15 protein-coding genes and 1 other RNA gene are annotated in these 17,167 nt (G+C 37.6%); 15 read left to right on the top strand and 1 reads right to left on the bottom strand.

What is annotated here, in order from left to right; translation table 11 throughout:
• Positions 1 to 13: 13 nt before the first annotated feature.
• The 15 genes from tpiA to KSU66_RS15870 all read left to right on the top strand — a co-directional run bounded on the left by tpiA (position 14) and on the right by KSU66_RS15870 (position 15,183).
• On the top strand, positions 14 to 775 hold the full coding sequence (gene tpiA / locus KSU66_RS15940) for a triose-phosphate isomerase (protein WP_269052466.1): 762 nt from the start codon (positions 14 to 16) through the stop codon (positions 773 to 775).
• Positions 768 to 2,291 carry a 2,3-bisphosphoglycerate-independent phosphoglycerate mutase gene (gene gpmI, locus KSU66_RS15935; protein WP_269052465.1) on the top strand — a complete coding sequence of 508 codons (1,524 nt, stop codon included), beginning with the start codon at positions 768 to 770 and terminating at the stop codon, positions 2,289 to 2,291. The genes tpiA and gpmI overlap by 8 nt, the downstream gene beginning before the upstream one ends.
• A gap of 12 nt (positions 2,292 to 2,303) precedes the next feature.
• Positions 2,304 to 3,599, top strand: coding sequence for a phosphopyruvate hydratase (gene eno, locus KSU66_RS15930; protein ID WP_269052464.1), 1,296 nt, complete (start codon positions 2,304 to 2,306; stop codon positions 3,597 to 3,599).
• A 185-nt stretch (positions 3,600 to 3,784) separates the two neighbouring features.
• Positions 3,785 to 4,012, top strand: coding sequence for a preprotein translocase subunit SecG (gene secG, locus KSU66_RS15925; RefSeq protein WP_269052463.1), 228 nt, complete (start codon positions 3,785 to 3,787; stop codon positions 4,010 to 4,012).
• Positions 4,013 to 4,083: 71 nt separating this feature from the next.
• Positions 4,084 to 4,830 carry an alpha/beta hydrolase gene (locus KSU66_RS15920; RefSeq protein WP_269052462.1) on the top strand — a complete coding sequence of 249 codons (747 nt, stop codon included), beginning with the start codon at positions 4,084 to 4,086 and terminating at the stop codon, positions 4,828 to 4,830.
• Positions 4,831 to 4,921: 91 nt separating this feature from the next.
• On the top strand, positions 4,922 to 7,198 hold the full coding sequence (gene rnr / locus KSU66_RS15915) for a ribonuclease R (protein WP_269052548.1): 2,277 nt from the start codon (positions 4,922 to 4,924) through the stop codon (positions 7,196 to 7,198).
• 50 nt (positions 7,199 to 7,248) lie between these two features.
• Positions 7,249 to 7,716, top strand: coding sequence for an SsrA-binding protein SmpB (gene smpB / locus KSU66_RS15910; RefSeq protein ID WP_269052461.1), 468 nt, complete (start codon positions 7,249 to 7,251; stop codon positions 7,714 to 7,716).
• A 79-nt stretch (positions 7,717 to 7,795) separates the two neighbouring features.
• Positions 7,796 to 8,156, top strand: a transfer-messenger RNA (tmRNA) gene (gene ssrA / locus KSU66_RS15905).
• Between the two features lie 166 nt (positions 8,157 to 8,322).
• Positions 8,323 to 9,297 carry a tyrosine-type recombinase/integrase gene (locus KSU66_RS15900; protein WP_269052460.1) on the top strand — a complete coding sequence of 325 codons (975 nt, stop codon included), beginning with the start codon at positions 8,323 to 8,325 and terminating at the stop codon, positions 9,295 to 9,297.
• Between the two features lie 163 nt (positions 9,298 to 9,460).
• The gene (locus KSU66_RS15895; RefSeq protein ID WP_269052459.1) at positions 9,461 to 10,729 is read left to right on the top strand and encodes a hypothetical protein; all 1,269 of its coding nucleotides are present in this window, start codon (positions 9,461 to 9,463) and stop codon (positions 10,727 to 10,729) included.
• Positions 10,730 to 10,954: 225 nt separating this feature from the next.
• Positions 10,955 to 11,128 carry a hypothetical protein gene (locus KSU66_RS15890; protein ID WP_269052458.1) on the top strand — a complete coding sequence of 58 codons (174 nt, stop codon included), beginning with the start codon at positions 10,955 to 10,957 and terminating at the stop codon, positions 11,126 to 11,128.
• A gap of 530 nt (positions 11,129 to 11,658) precedes the next feature.
• A complete protein-coding gene (locus KSU66_RS15885; protein WP_269052457.1) occupies positions 11,659 to 12,624 on the top strand; it encodes a ParA family protein in 966 nt (321 codons plus the stop codon).
• A 22-nt stretch (positions 12,625 to 12,646) separates the two neighbouring features.
• Positions 12,647 to 12,985: a hypothetical protein gene (locus KSU66_RS15880; protein WP_269052456.1), complete on the top strand. Its 339-nt coding sequence runs from the start codon at positions 12,647 to 12,649 to the stop codon at positions 12,983 to 12,985.
• Positions 12,982 to 13,638, top strand: a complete 657-nt coding sequence (locus KSU66_RS15875; RefSeq protein WP_269052455.1) for a hypothetical protein — start codon at positions 12,982 to 12,984, stop codon at positions 13,636 to 13,638. The genes KSU66_RS15880 and KSU66_RS15875 overlap by 4 nt, the downstream gene beginning before the upstream one ends.
• Before the next feature lie 615 nt (positions 13,639 to 14,253).
• Complete coding sequence (locus KSU66_RS15870) at positions 14,254 to 15,183, top strand: HNH endonuclease (protein ID WP_269052547.1); 930 nt, start codon at positions 14,254 to 14,256, stop codon at positions 15,181 to 15,183.
• Positions 15,184 to 15,343: 160 nt separating this feature from the next.
• Here KSU66_RS15870 and KSU66_RS15865 read toward each other — a convergent pair whose 3' ends face one another.
• Positions 15,344 to 16,867, bottom strand: a complete 1,524-nt coding sequence (locus KSU66_RS15865) for a glycine betaine uptake BCCT transporter (protein ID WP_269052454.1) — start codon at positions 16,865 to 16,867, stop codon at positions 15,344 to 15,346.
• Positions 16,868 to 17,167 lie beyond the last annotated feature (300 nt).

The following is a 17,167-nucleotide window of genomic DNA, read 5'->3' as shown; positions in this document are numbered from 1 at the left end:
GGAGGGGAAAATTTTGCGCACACGTATAATTGCAGGAAACTGGAAAATGTATAAAACTGTGGAAGAAGCGAAAAGTTTTGCTGAGGAAGTAAAAGGAAAAGTATCTACTTCAAGCAAAGTGGAGGCAGTAATTTGCCCACCCGCACCATATCTATCAACACTTGTTCAAATAACTGAAGGATCTGCTCTAAACATCGGGGCACAAACAATGCATTACGAAAATGAAGGCGCGTTTACGGGAGAAGTAAGCCCGTCAATGTTGCAAAGTATCGGAGTTGGCTATGTTATTTTAGGTCACTCAGAGCGTCGTCAATATTTCAATGAAACAGATGAAACGGTTAATCGTAAAGTTCATGCTGCGTTTACTGCTAACTTGACACCGATTGTGTGTGTTGGGGAATCGCTTGAAGAACGCGAAAGCAATTCTACAGTCGAAAAAGTAGCGCATCAAGTGAAGGAAGCTTTCAAAGCTGTTGACAGTAACCAGGCTGAAAAATCGGTAATTGCTTACGAACCTATTTGGGCAATTGGTACTGGGAAAACTGCAACTGCAGAAGATGCGAATGAAGTATGCGGAGCTATCCGTTCGACAATTGGTGAATTATACGGACAAGAAGTGGCTGATAAAGTTCGTATCCAATACGGCGGTAGTGTTAGCCCTGCTAATATCGTAGAACTACTTTCGATGGAACATATCGATGGTGCTTTAGTTGGCGGTGCAAGTTTACAACCTGAATCATTTGTTAAGCTTATCGAGGCGGGTGCAAATGCGTAAAGGTCCAGTAGCATTAATTATATTGGATGGCTTTGGACTGCGTGATGAGAAGCAGGGAAATGCCGTCGCACTAGCAGACAAGCCTGTTTATGACCGTCTATGGAATGAGTATCCACATACAACGCTAACGGCCAGTGGTGAAGCTGTTGGGCTTCCTGATGGGCAAATGGGGAACTCCGAAGTAGGGCACTTAAACATCGGCGCAGGTCGTATCGTTTATCAAAACCTGACGCGCATAAATAAATCGATTCGGGAAGCGGATTTCTTTAAAAATGAAACGTTTCTTCGGGCGGTCGCGCATGCTAAGGAAAATGATTCTGCACTGCATTTAATGGGACTGCTCTCAGATGGCGGAGTACATAGCCATAATGAACATCTATATGCTTTGCTTCAGTTAGCGAAATTGAACGACATTAAAAAAGTATATGTCCATGCCTTTCTAGATGGACGGGATGTAAATCCACAATCAGCTCTTGATTATATCGAAGAGACTGAAACGAAGATAAAAGAAATAGGTGTAGGTAAAATAGCCACAGTCACGGGTCGTTACTTTGCGATGGACCGCGATAAACGATGGGACCGAGTCGAGAAGACTTACCAGGCCCTTGTAAACGGAGTCGCATTAACTGCGGTTACGCCTTCTGCCGGGATCCTTGCCTCGTATGAACGGAATGTTCATGATGAATTCGTCGAACCGTTTATTATTGAGGAACTTGGTAAACCTGTTGCAACAATTGAAGACAACGATGTCGTCATTTCCTTTAACTTTCGACCGGATCGTGCAATTCAGTTGTCACGTGCATTTACAGAAGAATCGTTCCATGAATTCGAGACTAAGAACTTTAAGAATTTAAAATTTGTTACGTTTACACATTACAGTGACGAGGTCGTTGGAGATATCGCATTTGATAAGGTAAACTTGGAAGATACGTTGGGGGAAGTCATTTCTAACAATGGGCTAACGCAAGTGCGTATTGCGGAAACAGAAAAATACCCACATGTAACATTCTTTATGAGTGGTGGCAGAGAAGAGACATTTGCAGGAGAAGAGAGAATACTGATCCCTTCACCGAAAGTCGCGACTTATGATTTGAAGCCTGAGATGAGCGCATATGAACTGACAGATGCATTAGTCGAGGGAATTCAAGCAGACCGTTTTGATGCCATCATTCTCAATTTCGCAAATCCTGATATGGTTGGACATAGTGGACTTCTTGTGCCAACGATTAAAGCGATTGAAGCGGTTGATGAATGTCTTGGTAGAATTATCGATGCTCTCCATGCCAAAGGCGGCAAGGCTATAATTACAGCAGATCACGGGAATGCAGATGAAGTGCTAACATTGGAAAACACTCCTATGACAGCACATACGACAAACCCAGTACCCGTTATTGTTACGGATAAAGAGGTTGTACTTCGCGATGGCGGTATACTTGCTGACCTAGCGCCAACGATGCTTAAATTACTTAAACTGAAACAGCCTGAAAGAATGACAGGAAAACCATTATTTAAATAAGGGGAGATTAATATGCCAATCATTAGACATATTCAAGCAAGGGAAGTTCTAGATTCACGAGGAAATCCGACAGTAGAAGTGGATTTATTCACAATGAGTGGAGCATTTGGACGTGCAATCGTTCCATCGGGTGCGTCAACTGGTGAGTATGAAGCAGTTGAACTACGTGATGGCGATGCAAGTCGTTACTTTGGTAAAGGCGTTTTAAAAGCAATTGAACATGTGAATGAGGAAATTGCAGACGAACTAGAAGAGACTTATTCCGTTCTTGATCAGGCGACAATTGACAAAGCATTAATCGACCTTGATGGAACACCGAATAAAGGAAGACTCGGCGCAAACGCAATTCTTGGAGTATCTATGGCGGCAGCACATGCGGCTGCAGATTACTTAGACATGCCGTTATACCAATATCTTGGCGGTGTTAACGCGAAGCAATTACCAGTCCCAATGCTGAACATTTTAAACGGCGGAGAACATGCAGATAATAACGTTGATATCCAAGAGTTTATGATTATGCCAGTAGGAGCAACAACATTCCGTGAAGCCCTACGTGTGGGTGCAGAAATTTTCCATAGCTTACGAACAGTTCTACAGGAAAAAGGATTGAATACAGCTGTTGGAGACGAAGGTGGATTTGCTCCGAACTTAGCTTCGAGTGAAGAAGCGATTGAGACAATTATTGTAGCGATTGAAAAAGCAGGTTACAAAGCTGGAGAAGAAGTTCTTCTTGCAATGGACGTTGCAGCTTCTGAATTTTACAACAAGGAAGACGGCACTTACAACTTGAAGGGCGAAGGCGTTGTGAGAACATCAGCTGAAATGGTTGATTGGTACGAAGCGCTTTGCGAAAAATACCCAATTGTGTCAATCGAAGATGGATTTGACGAGGATGACTGGGATGGTTTCAAACTTCTAACTGATCGAATCGGAGACCGTGTCCAACTTGTTGGAGATGACTTGTTCGTAACGAATACAGAGAAGTTAGCACGAGGTATTAAAGAAGGAAATAGTAACTCGATTCTAATTAAAGTTAACCAAATCGGTACATTGACAGAAACGTTTGATGCGATTGAGATGGCAAAACGCGCTGGATACACTGCAGTTATATCTCACCGTTCAGGTGAAACAGAAGATACAACGATTGCAGATATTGCTGTTGCAACAAATGCTGGTCAAATTAAAACAGGTGCACCTTCAAGAACAGACCGAGTGGCGAAGTATAACCAATTGCTTCGTATTGAAGACCAACTGGCAGAAACTGCTGAATATTTAGGAATGAAAACTTTCTATAACCTGAAGAAGTAAGGATTTACAAGCCCCGCTACAGCGGGGCTTTCTGTATTTACTGGAAAAGAAATAGAAAACGAGTGTTATTATAAAGTGTAACCACAGGCGGGTTATATGACTAGTCAAATAAAAAGGTTGTAAGAACAGGCTCAATTTGGTAAAATGATACTTGTTGTGAAGTTCGGATCAGGGGGTGGAACAAAATGCACGCATTGATGATGACACTGCTTGTAATAGTAGCAATTTCATTAATCGTAGTCGTATTACTGCAATCAGGATCGGCTGCGGGTCTCTCAGGTGCCATCTCTGGTGGAGCTGAACAGCTTTTTGGAAAACAAAAAGCACGCGGGCTAGACTTAGTTCTTCAAAGGGTAACGCTTGTGTTGGCAGTACTATTTTTTGTACTGGCAATTATAGTCGTAAAAGTCTAAATAAATATATACTAACTGCCTGACCTTCCAATTCTGAATGGTCAGGCTTTTTTTTAAGGAGGGCATTCAAAATGAGAATTGCACAACCAAAGCCATTCTTTTTTGAACAAGGAAAACGTGCAGTTTTGTTATTGCACGGGTTTACCGGAACGTCAGCAGATGTACGTATGTTAGGGCGTTTTCTCGAGAAAAAAGGATATACATCGCTAGCGCCTCATTATAAAGGGCACGGCGTTCCACCAGAAGAGCTAATCCAGACAGGACCTGCCGAGTGGTGGGAAGATGTACTTGCTGGTTATAATAAATTAAAAGAAGCTGGATATAATGAAATTGCAGTCGCAGGATTGTCACTTGGTGGCGTATTTTCGCTTAAATTAGGGTATAACATACCATTGAAGGGTATTGTTACAATGTGCGCACCAATGTCGATGAGAACGACGGATATAATGTACGAAGGTGTACTTGAATATGCAGCGGAATATAAGAAGTACGAGGGTAAAGATGCGGAGACCATAAAGCGGGAAGTTGAAACTTTGCGTGGACAGTCGATGCCTTCACTTTCTGAATTAAGAGAGCTGATATATGATGTTCGCGAAAATGTTGATCATATATATGCACCAATTTTTGTAACCCAAGGCTCACTTGATAAAGTTATTGACCCGGATTCTGCAAACGTGATATATGATAATGCGCAATCCTCGGAAAAACAAAAGAAGTGGTACGAACAATCAGGGCATGTTATTACGCTAGGACCTGAAAAAGAACAATTACACGAAGATGTTTACACATTCCTTGAATCACTTGATTGGAACGTGTGAAAATGACTAGAAATGGTCATGCTTTAGAAGAAATGGAGGGATTCAATTGAGTAATATTGATCAAGAACTACGAGATAAGATACTATCTCTCATGAAAGATGATTCATATAAACCGCTTACTGTACAAGAAATACAAGAGTTGCTTGGTTTGGAATTGGCTGATGACTTTAAAGAGCTTGTAAAAATGCTTGTCCAACTTGAGCAAACTGGGTATTTAATCCGTTCAAGAACGAACAGATATGGTGTCCCAGAACGAATGAATCACGTGCGTGGGAAATTTATAGGACATGCTAAAGGTTTTGGTTTTGTTGTACCAGAGACAGACGGAATGGACGATGTCTTCATACCGCCTCACGAAATAAATGGCGCGATGAACGGGGACATTGTTCTTGTTCGTGTTTCGGGTGATATGACAGGAGAACGTCGAGAAGGAACAATTACCCGAATCGCTGAACGGAAAACAACACAGGTTGTCGGAATGTATCAAGACAATAAAGGTTTTGGATTTGTTATTCCCGATGACAAAAAACTGCCAATGGATATCTTCATCGGTAAAGGTGATTCGCTAGATGCAGTTGATGGTCATAAAGTGGTCGCAGAAATTACGAAGTTTCCCGGTGAGACAAAATCGGCAACAGGTATCGTTAAACAAATACTTGGACACCGAAACGATCCAGGTGTAGATATACTTTCTATTATTTACAAACATGGAATTGCAATTGAATTTCCAAAGGAAGTACTCGACCAAGCAAATAATATTCCCGATGAAGTACAAGAGAAAGATTTAGTCAATCGTCGCGATTTACGTGAGGAAATGTCAATCACAATTGACGGAGCAGATGCTAAAGATCTTGACGATGCGATAGCGGTGGCTAAAAATGACGATGGCACATACACACTGTCAGTTCATATCTCTGATGTCAGCTATTATGTAACAGAAAACTCACCGATGGATGAAGAAGCTTATGATCGTGGGACAAGTGTTTATTTAACTGATCGAGTTATTCCGATGTTACCGCATAGACTTTCAAATGGAATTTGTTCCTTAAATCCAGGCGTAGACAGATTAACAATGTCATGTGTTATGAAGATAGATGGAAGCGGAAAGGTAATCGAACATGAAATCTTTGAAAGTGTTATTAATTCGAAACAGCGAATGACATATGATGAAGTTTTCAAGATTATTGAAGAAAAAGATGAAGAACTGTCAGCAAAGTATGAACATATTGTGCCTATGTTGAATGATATGGCTGAACTTGCCGGCATCCTTAAAAAGAAACGAATCGACCGCGGTGCGATTGATTTTGATTTTAAAGAGTCGAAAATACTGGTTGATGACGCCGGATGGCCGACAGAAGTGGTTGTTTTGGAGCGTACTATTTCAGAAAAGTTAATAGAAGAGTTTATGCTTGCAGCAAACGAAACAATAGCAGAACACCTTCACTGGCTACAAGTACCCTTCATTTACCGAATCCACGAAAATCCAAAAGCGGAAAAGTTACAACGTTTCTTTGAGTTTTTAACAAACTTTGGAATCGTCGTAAAGGGAACAGGTAATGATGTTCATCCGCGTGCATTGCAAGAAATCGTAGATTCAATCAAAGGGTTACCTGAAGAAGCAGTAGTTTCAACAATGCTTCTAAGATCAATGCAACAGGCAAAATACTTTGACGAGAGTCTTGGTCACTTTGGTTTGTCGACGGATTATTACACGCACTTTACGGCACCAATTAGACGATATCCTGACCTGATTGTTCACCGTTTAATTAGAACTTATTTAATAGAGAAAGATGTTACGCAACAAACGGTTGAGCATTGGGGTTCTGTATTATCTGAAATTGCCGCACATACCTCTGAGCGGGAGAGACGTTCAGTTGAAGCGGAACGTGATACAGAATCATTGAAACAAGCACAGTTTATGCTTGATAAAATTGGTCAAGAATATGAAGGAATTATTTCATCAGTGACGAACTTTGGTCTATTTGTCGAACTTGAGAACACCATTGAGGGACTTGTACACGTCAGCATGATGACCGATGATTATTATCGATTCGATGATCGTCAAATGATGATGATTGGTGAACATACGGGAAAACAATTTAGACTAGGTGCAGAAGTTACTGTTAGAGTTGCTGCTGTTAAGCCAGAGGAATCAGCAATTGACTTTGAACTCGTAGGCATGAAGCAATCCTTCCACAGAACAAAAAAGGATTCGCCGAAAGTGATTAATGCAAAGGGTTCAGGGAATTCAAAGGCTAAAACAGATAAACAGTCTGGAAGAAAAAGGTCAAATACAACTGACGATAAGAAAAAATATTTCGAAGGCGTCGCCAAGAAGAAAAAGAACAGAACAAGAAAAAGAAAATAAAGCCGGAGTGACACCTGTTGTCCCCGGTACTTGTAAGGGGGGATGAACCCATGGCAAAAGGGAAAGGGAACATTCTTGCCAGAAATAGAAAAGTGAATTATGATTATGCAATTGAAGAAACGATTGAGGCTGGAGTCGTCCTACAAGGGACGGAAATAAAATCAATTCGTGCGGGTAAAGTGCAACTTAGAGAAGCATTTATTCAAATACGGAATAATGAAGCATGGATTGTTAACATGCATATCAATCCGTATGAACAAGGGAATCGATTTAACCACGATCCAACTAGGTCAAGAAAACTTCTTTTACATAGAAGACAAATCAGCCAACTAGTTGGAAAGACTATGCAACAAGGATATTCAATTGTTCCGATCCAAATACACTTGAAAAATGGCTTTGCAAAGGTACTTATAGGCGTCGGAAAAGGAAAGAAAAACCATGACCGCCGAGAAGACCTTAAACAAAAAGAAGCCAAACGTGATATGGCTCGAGCTCTAAAAGATAATCAGCAATATTGATATTTAGAGAAAAATAGGATATACTTAGTTTGTATGAATAGTTCAGAAACCTTTAACTAGGTTATCCTGACATCCTTTCGGGGGCGTTACGGATTCGACAGGGGTGGTCTGAGCTTGAGTTGCGCGTCGGAGGGCTCGGCTCCGTCAGAAACGGCACTTATAATAACAGGCAAAACAAACAACAACCTAGCATTCGCAGCGTAAGCTGACTGAATCTGCCTTATAGTTTCATCGCCCATGTGTGGCTATAAGGCTCAAACTTAAGTGGGATACGACGGCTGTTGCTTCCTGAGGCAGACGGAAGAGATTCGCAGGATAGCGCCCAAGACGCCGTGATTGCCGGCATAATGATGCGCGAAACCCAAATAGGCAAAATATACGCGTAGACGCTTGAGTGTAGGAGCCTTTGGACGTGGGTTCGACTCCCACCGTCTCCATAGAGATATGGTTGATAAATTTAGTCGTATCAAGGGTTTTGATGAGTAGGGGTATTGAACGGGAGTTGAACTCTTGTTGAATATCCCTATTTTCATCCCCACATATTTTTAATAGAATTTTTGTTCGTAGACCTTCTAATTCAACTAATGAATTGGGAGGTTTTTTTGTATGTCTAGAAGTAGAAAGCATGGAGTGTTTGCTGTGAGTGGTGATGTGGTGGTATTACCTTCAAAAAACCACGAGACGAAACGGGATAGTTTAACAATCAGTGACGCATTAGATACAGTGTTTCAGCAAATGAGGATTTCAGGAAACCGTCAAAGAACGATTGAAAGCTATCAATACATCTTTCAACAGTTCATGAGTGTGAACAAGTTACAGTACGTTGAGGATATTACAGTAGAGTCTCTATATCACTATTTAGATGTACTAGAAGTCAAGCCGACAACGAAGTTAATCCGCTTAAAATCAACGAAAGCAGTTCTTAGCAAATTCTTTAATAACGGTTGGATTAAAGAAAAGTTTTGGAATAACATTCATATCAAAATTGATAAGGAAGTTAAGAAAGGTGCAAAGGAATCTGATATAGATAAACTACTTGAATTGATTGACCAGAGTTCATTTGTTGGTTTTAGAGATGCGGTGGCAATTAAGTTGATGTACAAGACAGGCATTCGCATTCGCACGTTAGGGGAGTTAAGAGAACGTCATATCGACTTTGAGAATCTGTGCTTGAGTTTAGATGGTTCAACTCTTAAAAATCACAAGTTCTTAAAGTTACCAATTGATGAAGAACTAGCAGCTATGTTAAAAATGCTAATCAAATTAAATGACGGTATCCGCCGCCACTTCGGAACTGATAACAGAAATGTGTTCATCACCCAAAATGGTTCAGCAATGAATACTAGCAAGTCATCTAACTGTGCCATTTCCAAGCAGTTAAACAAATATGCGAAGCGGTTCGGTCTGGAGAATATCAATGCACACGCTATTAGAAGGGCGTATGCAAAGAACTTATTGAACAAAGGGGCAAGTATCGCACTGATCAGTAAAGCGTTAGGTCACTCTGATTTAGCGGTCACAACGCAGTATTTAGATATAGATATAGAAGAAGTAGCAACCAACTTGAGAGATTTTTTGTAGGTCATGTCCTAAAAGTGACGATATTTGCAAGTGAAGATGTACGGGCAATAAATCTTAAAGGGATTTTAAAGGAATTGAATTTTAATTGTCCTAAAACATGTTGAATTTGCAAGTACCTTGTTGAGGGGTAACCTTCAAACATAAACTGAAAGGATATGGCAATATGAAAAATGTCTTTGTAAAGAGAAATGAAATGATTGTAGTGGATTCTATTATGGGGAGTGGCAAAACAAGTTGGGCGATTCAATATATCAATGAAAGTCCAGCCGCAACAAAAATAATCTTTATCACACCGTATCTAACTGAGATTGAACGTATCATTGAACAGACAACGAAATCCTTTGTTCAACCAGAACAGAATGGTAGAAGAAGTAAACTTGATTCACTTAAACATGCAATTGCAAGTGGAAAGAATATCGTTTCTACTCATGCGTTATTTAAAAGATGTGATTCCGAACTCATTCAGCTAATTGAGGCGGAAAATTATGTTCTAATCTTAGACGAGGTATTAGATACACTTGATGAAATTAACATGACAAAAGATGATATTAAGATTTTATTAAATTCTACTGATGACAACGGCGATCCAATTGTATCAATCGGTACTAAAGGCAAAGTGAAATGGAATAACGGGAAATATGATTCAGGTAACTACCAAACAATTCGTAACTTAGCTAATGCGGGAAATTTAGTTTTATTTGATGAAAGTAAATTGTATTGGTTATTCCCAACTGAACTATTTAAAGCGTTCAGCAAGGCATTCATTTTAACGTATATGTTTGAGGGGCAAATTCAGTGTTATTATTATCGCTTATTTAAAATGAGTTTTTCGTATCGATCCGTAGGATACAATACTAAAATTGGTTATCATTTATCGGAATATCGAGGAAGAAGCGGGGAAGACCGTCAGCGATTCAAATCACTAATAAACATCTACTATTCATCGCCAAGTGATAACAGAGATATGAATAAGGTTGGCGAGAAACATAATGCTTTTAGCAAAAGTTATTTAGCCGTTAATCTTAAAAGTAAACACTTCAAAGATATGATAAAGAAAAATAGCTACAACTTTTATAGGCACAAAATGAACTGTTCAACCAAGCATGTAATTTGGACAACATTTAAAGATAATCAAAAAGTATTAACACCAATGGGATTAAAGAAAAGTTTTGTGCCATTAAATGCAAGGGCTACAAATGAATATGCGGCGGCGACTACTTGTATTTATTTAGCTAATAGATACATGAACCCAATGATAAAACGATTCTTTCATACACATGATATTAAAGTTAATGAAGATTTATTTGCACTGTCAGAATTACTGCAATGGTTGTTCCGTAGTGCTATCCGAAATGATGAACCGATTAACGTTTATATTCCATCTGCAAGAATGAGAACTTTATTAGAAATGTACCTAAATAACGAGATTTAATTGCATAAAAAAACTAGCAAACAACCCTGCAAACGTTGAGATAACAAGGTTTTATAAACATTTCCTTAAAGAAAGAAAAATACACAATACACATTCCGAGGGATACAAACTATCCCTCTCCATGTGATTAGTGCATGAATAGAAATAAATACTGTATTAGCTATCAATGGTGGGAGTGAAGCGATCACATACGTAGCATAGCGGAGTATAGAGAGGAGTAATGAAATGAAACACAATAAAAGTGTAATGGATAGCAAAATTAGATTAGCGATGAAATATCAATCTGATATCGAAGGCAAACGAGTAACAAAAGATGAAGTATTAGTATTAGCGTTGCATGAATTTATGAAAAGACAAGAAAAGATACTTAGTAAAGGTTGTGCAAATATAGGCAAATAAAAAGTTCTATAGTAAGGGTACACCATGGGGGGCGGTGGGTTACAACACCCTCGACAGGTGTCTGCACAATATACGCGATGGTTTCATAACTTTTTTATGCACAAGCTTACATAATCTAATAAACAGTGATATGGTTAAACTATTACTAACTAAAAGTTTAGGATGTTCTATTGTTATCTGGCAGACGTTCCACAATGGTTATATGTGGAGTAATTATTGTTGAATTATTTATCATATCTCTAACCGTTAGTATTTTTAAACAAATAAAGAATCTGTCAAACCTTTGGATCTGCTAATCTTGTTGCATAGAGATTGATTTTATTTGTCATATTGAAGACTTCCTAAATTAGTGTACTATTAAAACATTCAATAAAGAGAAGAATTAGGGCGTGTACTGTTTATGCGGTTACACCAAGTAATTAAATTAAGTACAATATTCCAACCTACACTAGATTTACTTTTCCAAAATTAGGTGAAGTGTTTAATATTTTAATTAGTTGACTTCCAAATATTTAGAATGAGGTGTTTTTGTGGATAAAAAAGGCGTCGTTATTTCGTTTATCAATATGAAGGGTGGGGTGGGTAAAACTACTCTAAGTATAGGTATAGCAGATTATCTGGCTAAATTAGAAGGTAATAGGGTCTTGATGATTGATATTGATCCTCAATTTAATGCAACACACTCTTTAATAGATGCATATAAAAAGAAAAGTGCTATTGACGATGCGGTTATTGACGATGAAAGTCTGGATATTAGAACTACTATAGAAGAAGTTATCCAGGGGAAAACAGATTATGATGATGAAGATGAAGAAGTTAGTGATAATTTCTATACTTTAGAAGTATTGAAAAATAATAAAACAATTTTTCAATTGTTTAAACCGCAACTAGATATGTCTAAAAGGTATGTATTACCAAAGGCGGAAGACTTAATAATTAACTTGAAAAATGGTTTAGATTTAATATCAGGTGACCTAAATTTAGTTTTGGCAAATAAAAGTAGTGATTTTAGTCTAGTCAAGCGTTTAAAAAATTTTATTTCAGAAAATAGATTACGAAGTGAATATGATTATATAATAATAGATTGTCCACCTACGTTAACTATTTATACAGATAGTGCACTTTTAGCCTCTGATTTTTACATAATTCCTAATAGGATTGACCGGTATTCTATTATAGGTATTGATTCCTTACAAACCGCAGTAGGTAATTTAGTAGACTCGGAAGGAATTGATTTAAAATGTCTGGGGATTGTTTATACAATGGTAAATAAAAATATGAATTTAAAACAGATGAAAATAAAAACTGATTTTGAATCCAAGAAATCTGTTAATGATATAGATATTTTTGACTCGGTGAGTCATATAGTTAATCATATTCAGTATGGGTATAGTGGAACTTTACCTACAAAATATAAATCATCATTAGAAGATATTGAGTCAATTAGTCACGAAATGTTAAGTAAAATTGCGTTTACATTAGAATCAGTTAAATAATTAGGTTTTGGAGGATTGAAATATGGAAAGTTTAAAAATTTATAGAAATGAATTGAAGAATACTAAACCTCCCAAATACAAGATGATAGGAATTGTTAGTGAGATAATACTATCGGAAGAGTTATTTAAAAAAAATATTGAAATTAAATCTTTTTTAAGTGAAGTTTTTAATATAGAATTTAACGAATATGTTTATTCTTCAAGAACATTGATAGTTTCAAGAACAATAAGATTGATTGAAAAATGTGATGATAAGAATTATATAGATTATAAAAACAAGTTGTATAAATATGTCGTTGGTAAAATAAATTATTCTAATTTTAAAAATAATAATACTTTTGATGGATGGATAAAAGTATGAATAAAGTAGGCTTGGAAATTTGTAAAGAAGAAATCAATGGATTTATATCTTATATTGAACAGCAATACTCGTCATTAGATAAACAAACAGCTGAGTATTATAGAGTGATTGCAAAACAAACATTATTTTTTAAATATATATTAAACGCATATCCAGAAACTTATTTTGTTAGAGTGCTAATTTCGGATTTCTTTAATTTTATTTTAAATGATATAGATGAATCTACAAGGTATCTCTATTTAAATGAAAGATCTATTATAGAAAATTATATTAGGCTAATTTTAAAAAATGATGAATATATAACTCATATTACTTCACAATCATTTAAAGATTTAAAGGAACAAAATAAGTTGACCTTAAATGACGCAGAGTTCGGTAAAATAATGAATGAGTATAAAATTTCATGTTCATATATCCATGGAGGATATAACTTAGAAAATCATTTAGTTGATAACTTTGAAGAATGTGTCCATGGTGTAAATATAATTTCCAATAGAAATAAAAAGAATCGAATGAGGCAAACACTAGAATTATTTAAAATACTGAATAAATTATTCATAATCAATAATACAGAGGTAGTTGACAATTCATTTCACAGAAACAAGTATGCTTTAAATTATTTATTAGGAAAGCAATATTCACTGCTATCTTAATAGTCCGGACTGAAAGATAACAATTGCAGTTACTATTTAAACAGCAAAATCAAAAAAACAGAATTTAACTTCACTATAAATAATTGACGTATGATTACGCAATCGGTAGCCTTGTCAATCGGCGGTTTAGCTTCTGTATACTCTAGGATATTACTAGAAAAAATTACTGTACCTCTTATAAACGAAGTAAAACACTTTAGCTGGATGCTTATGATATTACGCTAAAGTCACCAACAACGATTAAGTGGGAATGTTATATGAAGATTTATTTAATGAAAATCTAAAAACGATATTTTTATTTTGCAATTCTATGGTATATACTAGTCCACAGAAGGTCTTTGAACCAAGTTCGTGAATATGTAATACTCCCTAACGAGTAAAGCCTTGATATATCAACACTTGTAAGTATATATACTTAATTATGCTTATCTTTGGACGTGGGTTCGACTCCCACCGTCTCCATAGAGATATGGTTGATAAATTTAGTCGTATCAAGGGTTATAAGAAATAGGGATTTTGAATGGGAGTTAAACTCTTGTTCAATATCCCTATTTTTATTCCGTATTATGATTAATGAAATATGAATGGAATGATTATATAGGAGGTGTTTTTGAAATGAAATGTTTCGTTGTTATGCAAGGGAGCACTTATCAAGAAGAGAAAGAACTGGGTTTTATTTGGGCGTCAAAACTGGATAGTAGTGGGATGGTCTCACATTCGTGGGAGCGAATGACTGAAGTTAATGAAGGCGATCGAGTATTTCATTATGTAAAAAGGAATATTGTAGCGGTAAGTGTTGCTACTACAGGATGCCAATTAGCATATAGACCGGTAAATCTTCAAAACTATGAAAGTTGGAATAACAAAGGCTACTTAGTGGAATTGGATTATCATGAACTCGAAATACCAATAAATATTCCTTCGAATTTCGATAATATTTTACCACATTTGCCAATAAAATATTCACCATTTCAAACTAATGCAGATGGTAATCAAGGCTATTTATACCCCTGCAATGAGGAATTATCAATAGAGTTATTGGAATTGATCGGGGATTTAAATATTTACCAAGAAGATGATGTGCAACTAGAATTAGCGATAGGTACGGTACGTCCAACTGAAAGGAATACCTTCATACCGCTGATTTTTGAAACGGAGTCGGAAGCGAAAGCAATGATTCGTTTAGGTAGAAAAAAGTTTAGGGAAAATCTAATTCCGCTATGGGAACATCAATGTGCACTTTGCGGAATTGAATTGCCTGCGTTACTTCTAGCAAGTTATTCAAAACCGTGGAAGGACAGCACTGAGCTTGAAAGGCTGGATCCTTATAACGGAATACTCCTTTGTAGTAACCACGGTATGCTCTATGAAAAGGGCTTTATCGCTTTTGATGGGCAAGGTAGATTACATATTTCAACTAAGGTTCCGCCGGGGGACTATGAAAAGTATGGAATACATACAAAAATGAAGATTGCTCGAAAAGAGGAAAACAAACCTTATTTTAGGTGGCATAAAAGACATCTGTTTTTAAGTCAAAATAAATAGTATGGATTTCTTAAAGGTTAGCTTCAGAGGTGTAATCAATTCAAGAGTATACAGGAACTAGAAAACCACATTTCAAATTAGTGAATCCAAGGGAACAAAAATAGGGGCTGTCACAGAAAATTAGTTTGCACTGATTTTCTGGACAGCCCTATCTATTTATTTATTTATTTCTGCGTTTCGGTTTCGGATTAGGTTTAATCATTAAACCTAGTTCCTTACGCTCCTTGTCCAGCTCCTTATAAAGCGAAACCATCATAAGTATTATGATGAAGGAGAAGGGGAGTGCAGCTATAATTAGTGCGTTTTGTAGGGCATCTAATCCTCCGGAAGAAAGTAGGATTATAGCGACAGCTGATTGTGCTATACCCCAAGTAAGTTTTACCATATTGGGTGGATATAGTGATCCATAAGTTGTTTGCATTCCGAGAACGAATGTAGCAGAGTCTGCGGAAGTTATGAAGAACGTTGAGATTAAGATGACGGTGATAATAGAAAGAAGCATCGACATCGGCAACTCATTGAACACTGCAAAGAGCGTCTCTTCTGTTAATAGACCAGTTAAATCTGTGCCTGCTTTTTGTACGTGCATTGCAGTAGAGCCGAAAGCGGCAAACCAAAAGAAACTGACTATTGTAGGGAGAAGTAAAACGCCAACTAAGAACTCTCGGATTGTTCGTCCACGTGATACGCGAGCGATGAAAACACCTACAAAAGGTGCCCAAGAAATCCACCAAGCCCAATAAAAAATTGTCCAACCATCAATCCATCCTCGAAGTTCACCATCGACAGGTGCGGCTTGGAAGCTCATTTTTACTATGTTCTGTAAGTATGCCCCAATTGAGTCGGTAAATGTATTGAAAATCAGTAGTGTTGGACCAATAATAACAATGAGTACAAGTAAAATACCTGCCAATAGTATATTCATATTCGACAATATTTTAATGCCTTTGCTTATGCCTGACCATGCCGATGCAAGGAACAAGATGGTTACAATGATAATAATAATAACTTGTACAAAGAAACTAATCTCTATATCGAATAGATAAGCAAGTCCACCGTTAATTTGGATAGCTCCAAATCCTAGGGTAGTTGCGACACCGACGACGGTTGCGAAAACAGCCAGTACGTCAATAACCGTTCCCAAAGGTCCGTTAACTTTGTCGCCGAAAATTGGTTTCAGAGTTGCAGAGATAAGCCCTGGTGCCCCTTTACGAAACTGGAAATAGGCCAGGGACATTGCAACTACAGCATATATCGCCCACGCATGAATACCCCAGTGGAAGAAGCTGTAGCGCATAGATTCAACAAAGGCTTCTTGACTTCCCGGTGCTGCGGTTGCTGGGTCGATAGCGAAGTGAGATAGAGGTTCAGCGGCACCCCAAAAGACTAGTCCGATTCCCATACCTGCTGAGAAAAGCATGGCGAACCAGCTTATTCGTGAAAACTCAGGTTTTTCTTCAGGCTTCCCTAGTGTGATTTGTCCAATAGGACTGAAGATGAAGTATCCACAAAATAGAACAATTGCTGTGACAATCAGTAAGTAATACCAGCCGAAAGATGTTGTTATAAAGGCTGTTATATCACCGGTGACTGCTTTAAAACCTTCAGGAGTTAGAGCTCCAAATAATACTGCTAAAATTACAAGAACAAGGGTAATCCAAAATACACTCGATACTTTTCGCATAGTTCCTCCTATATACTTATTGGGATAATTGGTTAGAAAACGGCTATTATTCATTTTCCCCTTAACTGACCTTCTTAAACACTATAAGTTAGTTAAGCATAAATCAACTTAAAAGCGCGATTCCTTATTAATAAAGGAATCGCGCTTTTTGGGTGCGCCCAGCATGGGCGTAATCTATAGGGTGTAAGTCCCGAACTGTGAAGGTAGAAGTAACAGTTAGCTTAACGCAAGGGTGTCCACGGCGACGTGGAATCTGAAGGAAGCGAGCGGCAAACCTCCGGTCTGAGGAACACGAACTTC

Source organism: Sporosarcina sp. G11-34 (assembly GCF_026931025.1).
Note: the sequence above shows the minus strand (reverse complement) of the source record. Positions and strands in the feature narration are given on the sequence as shown.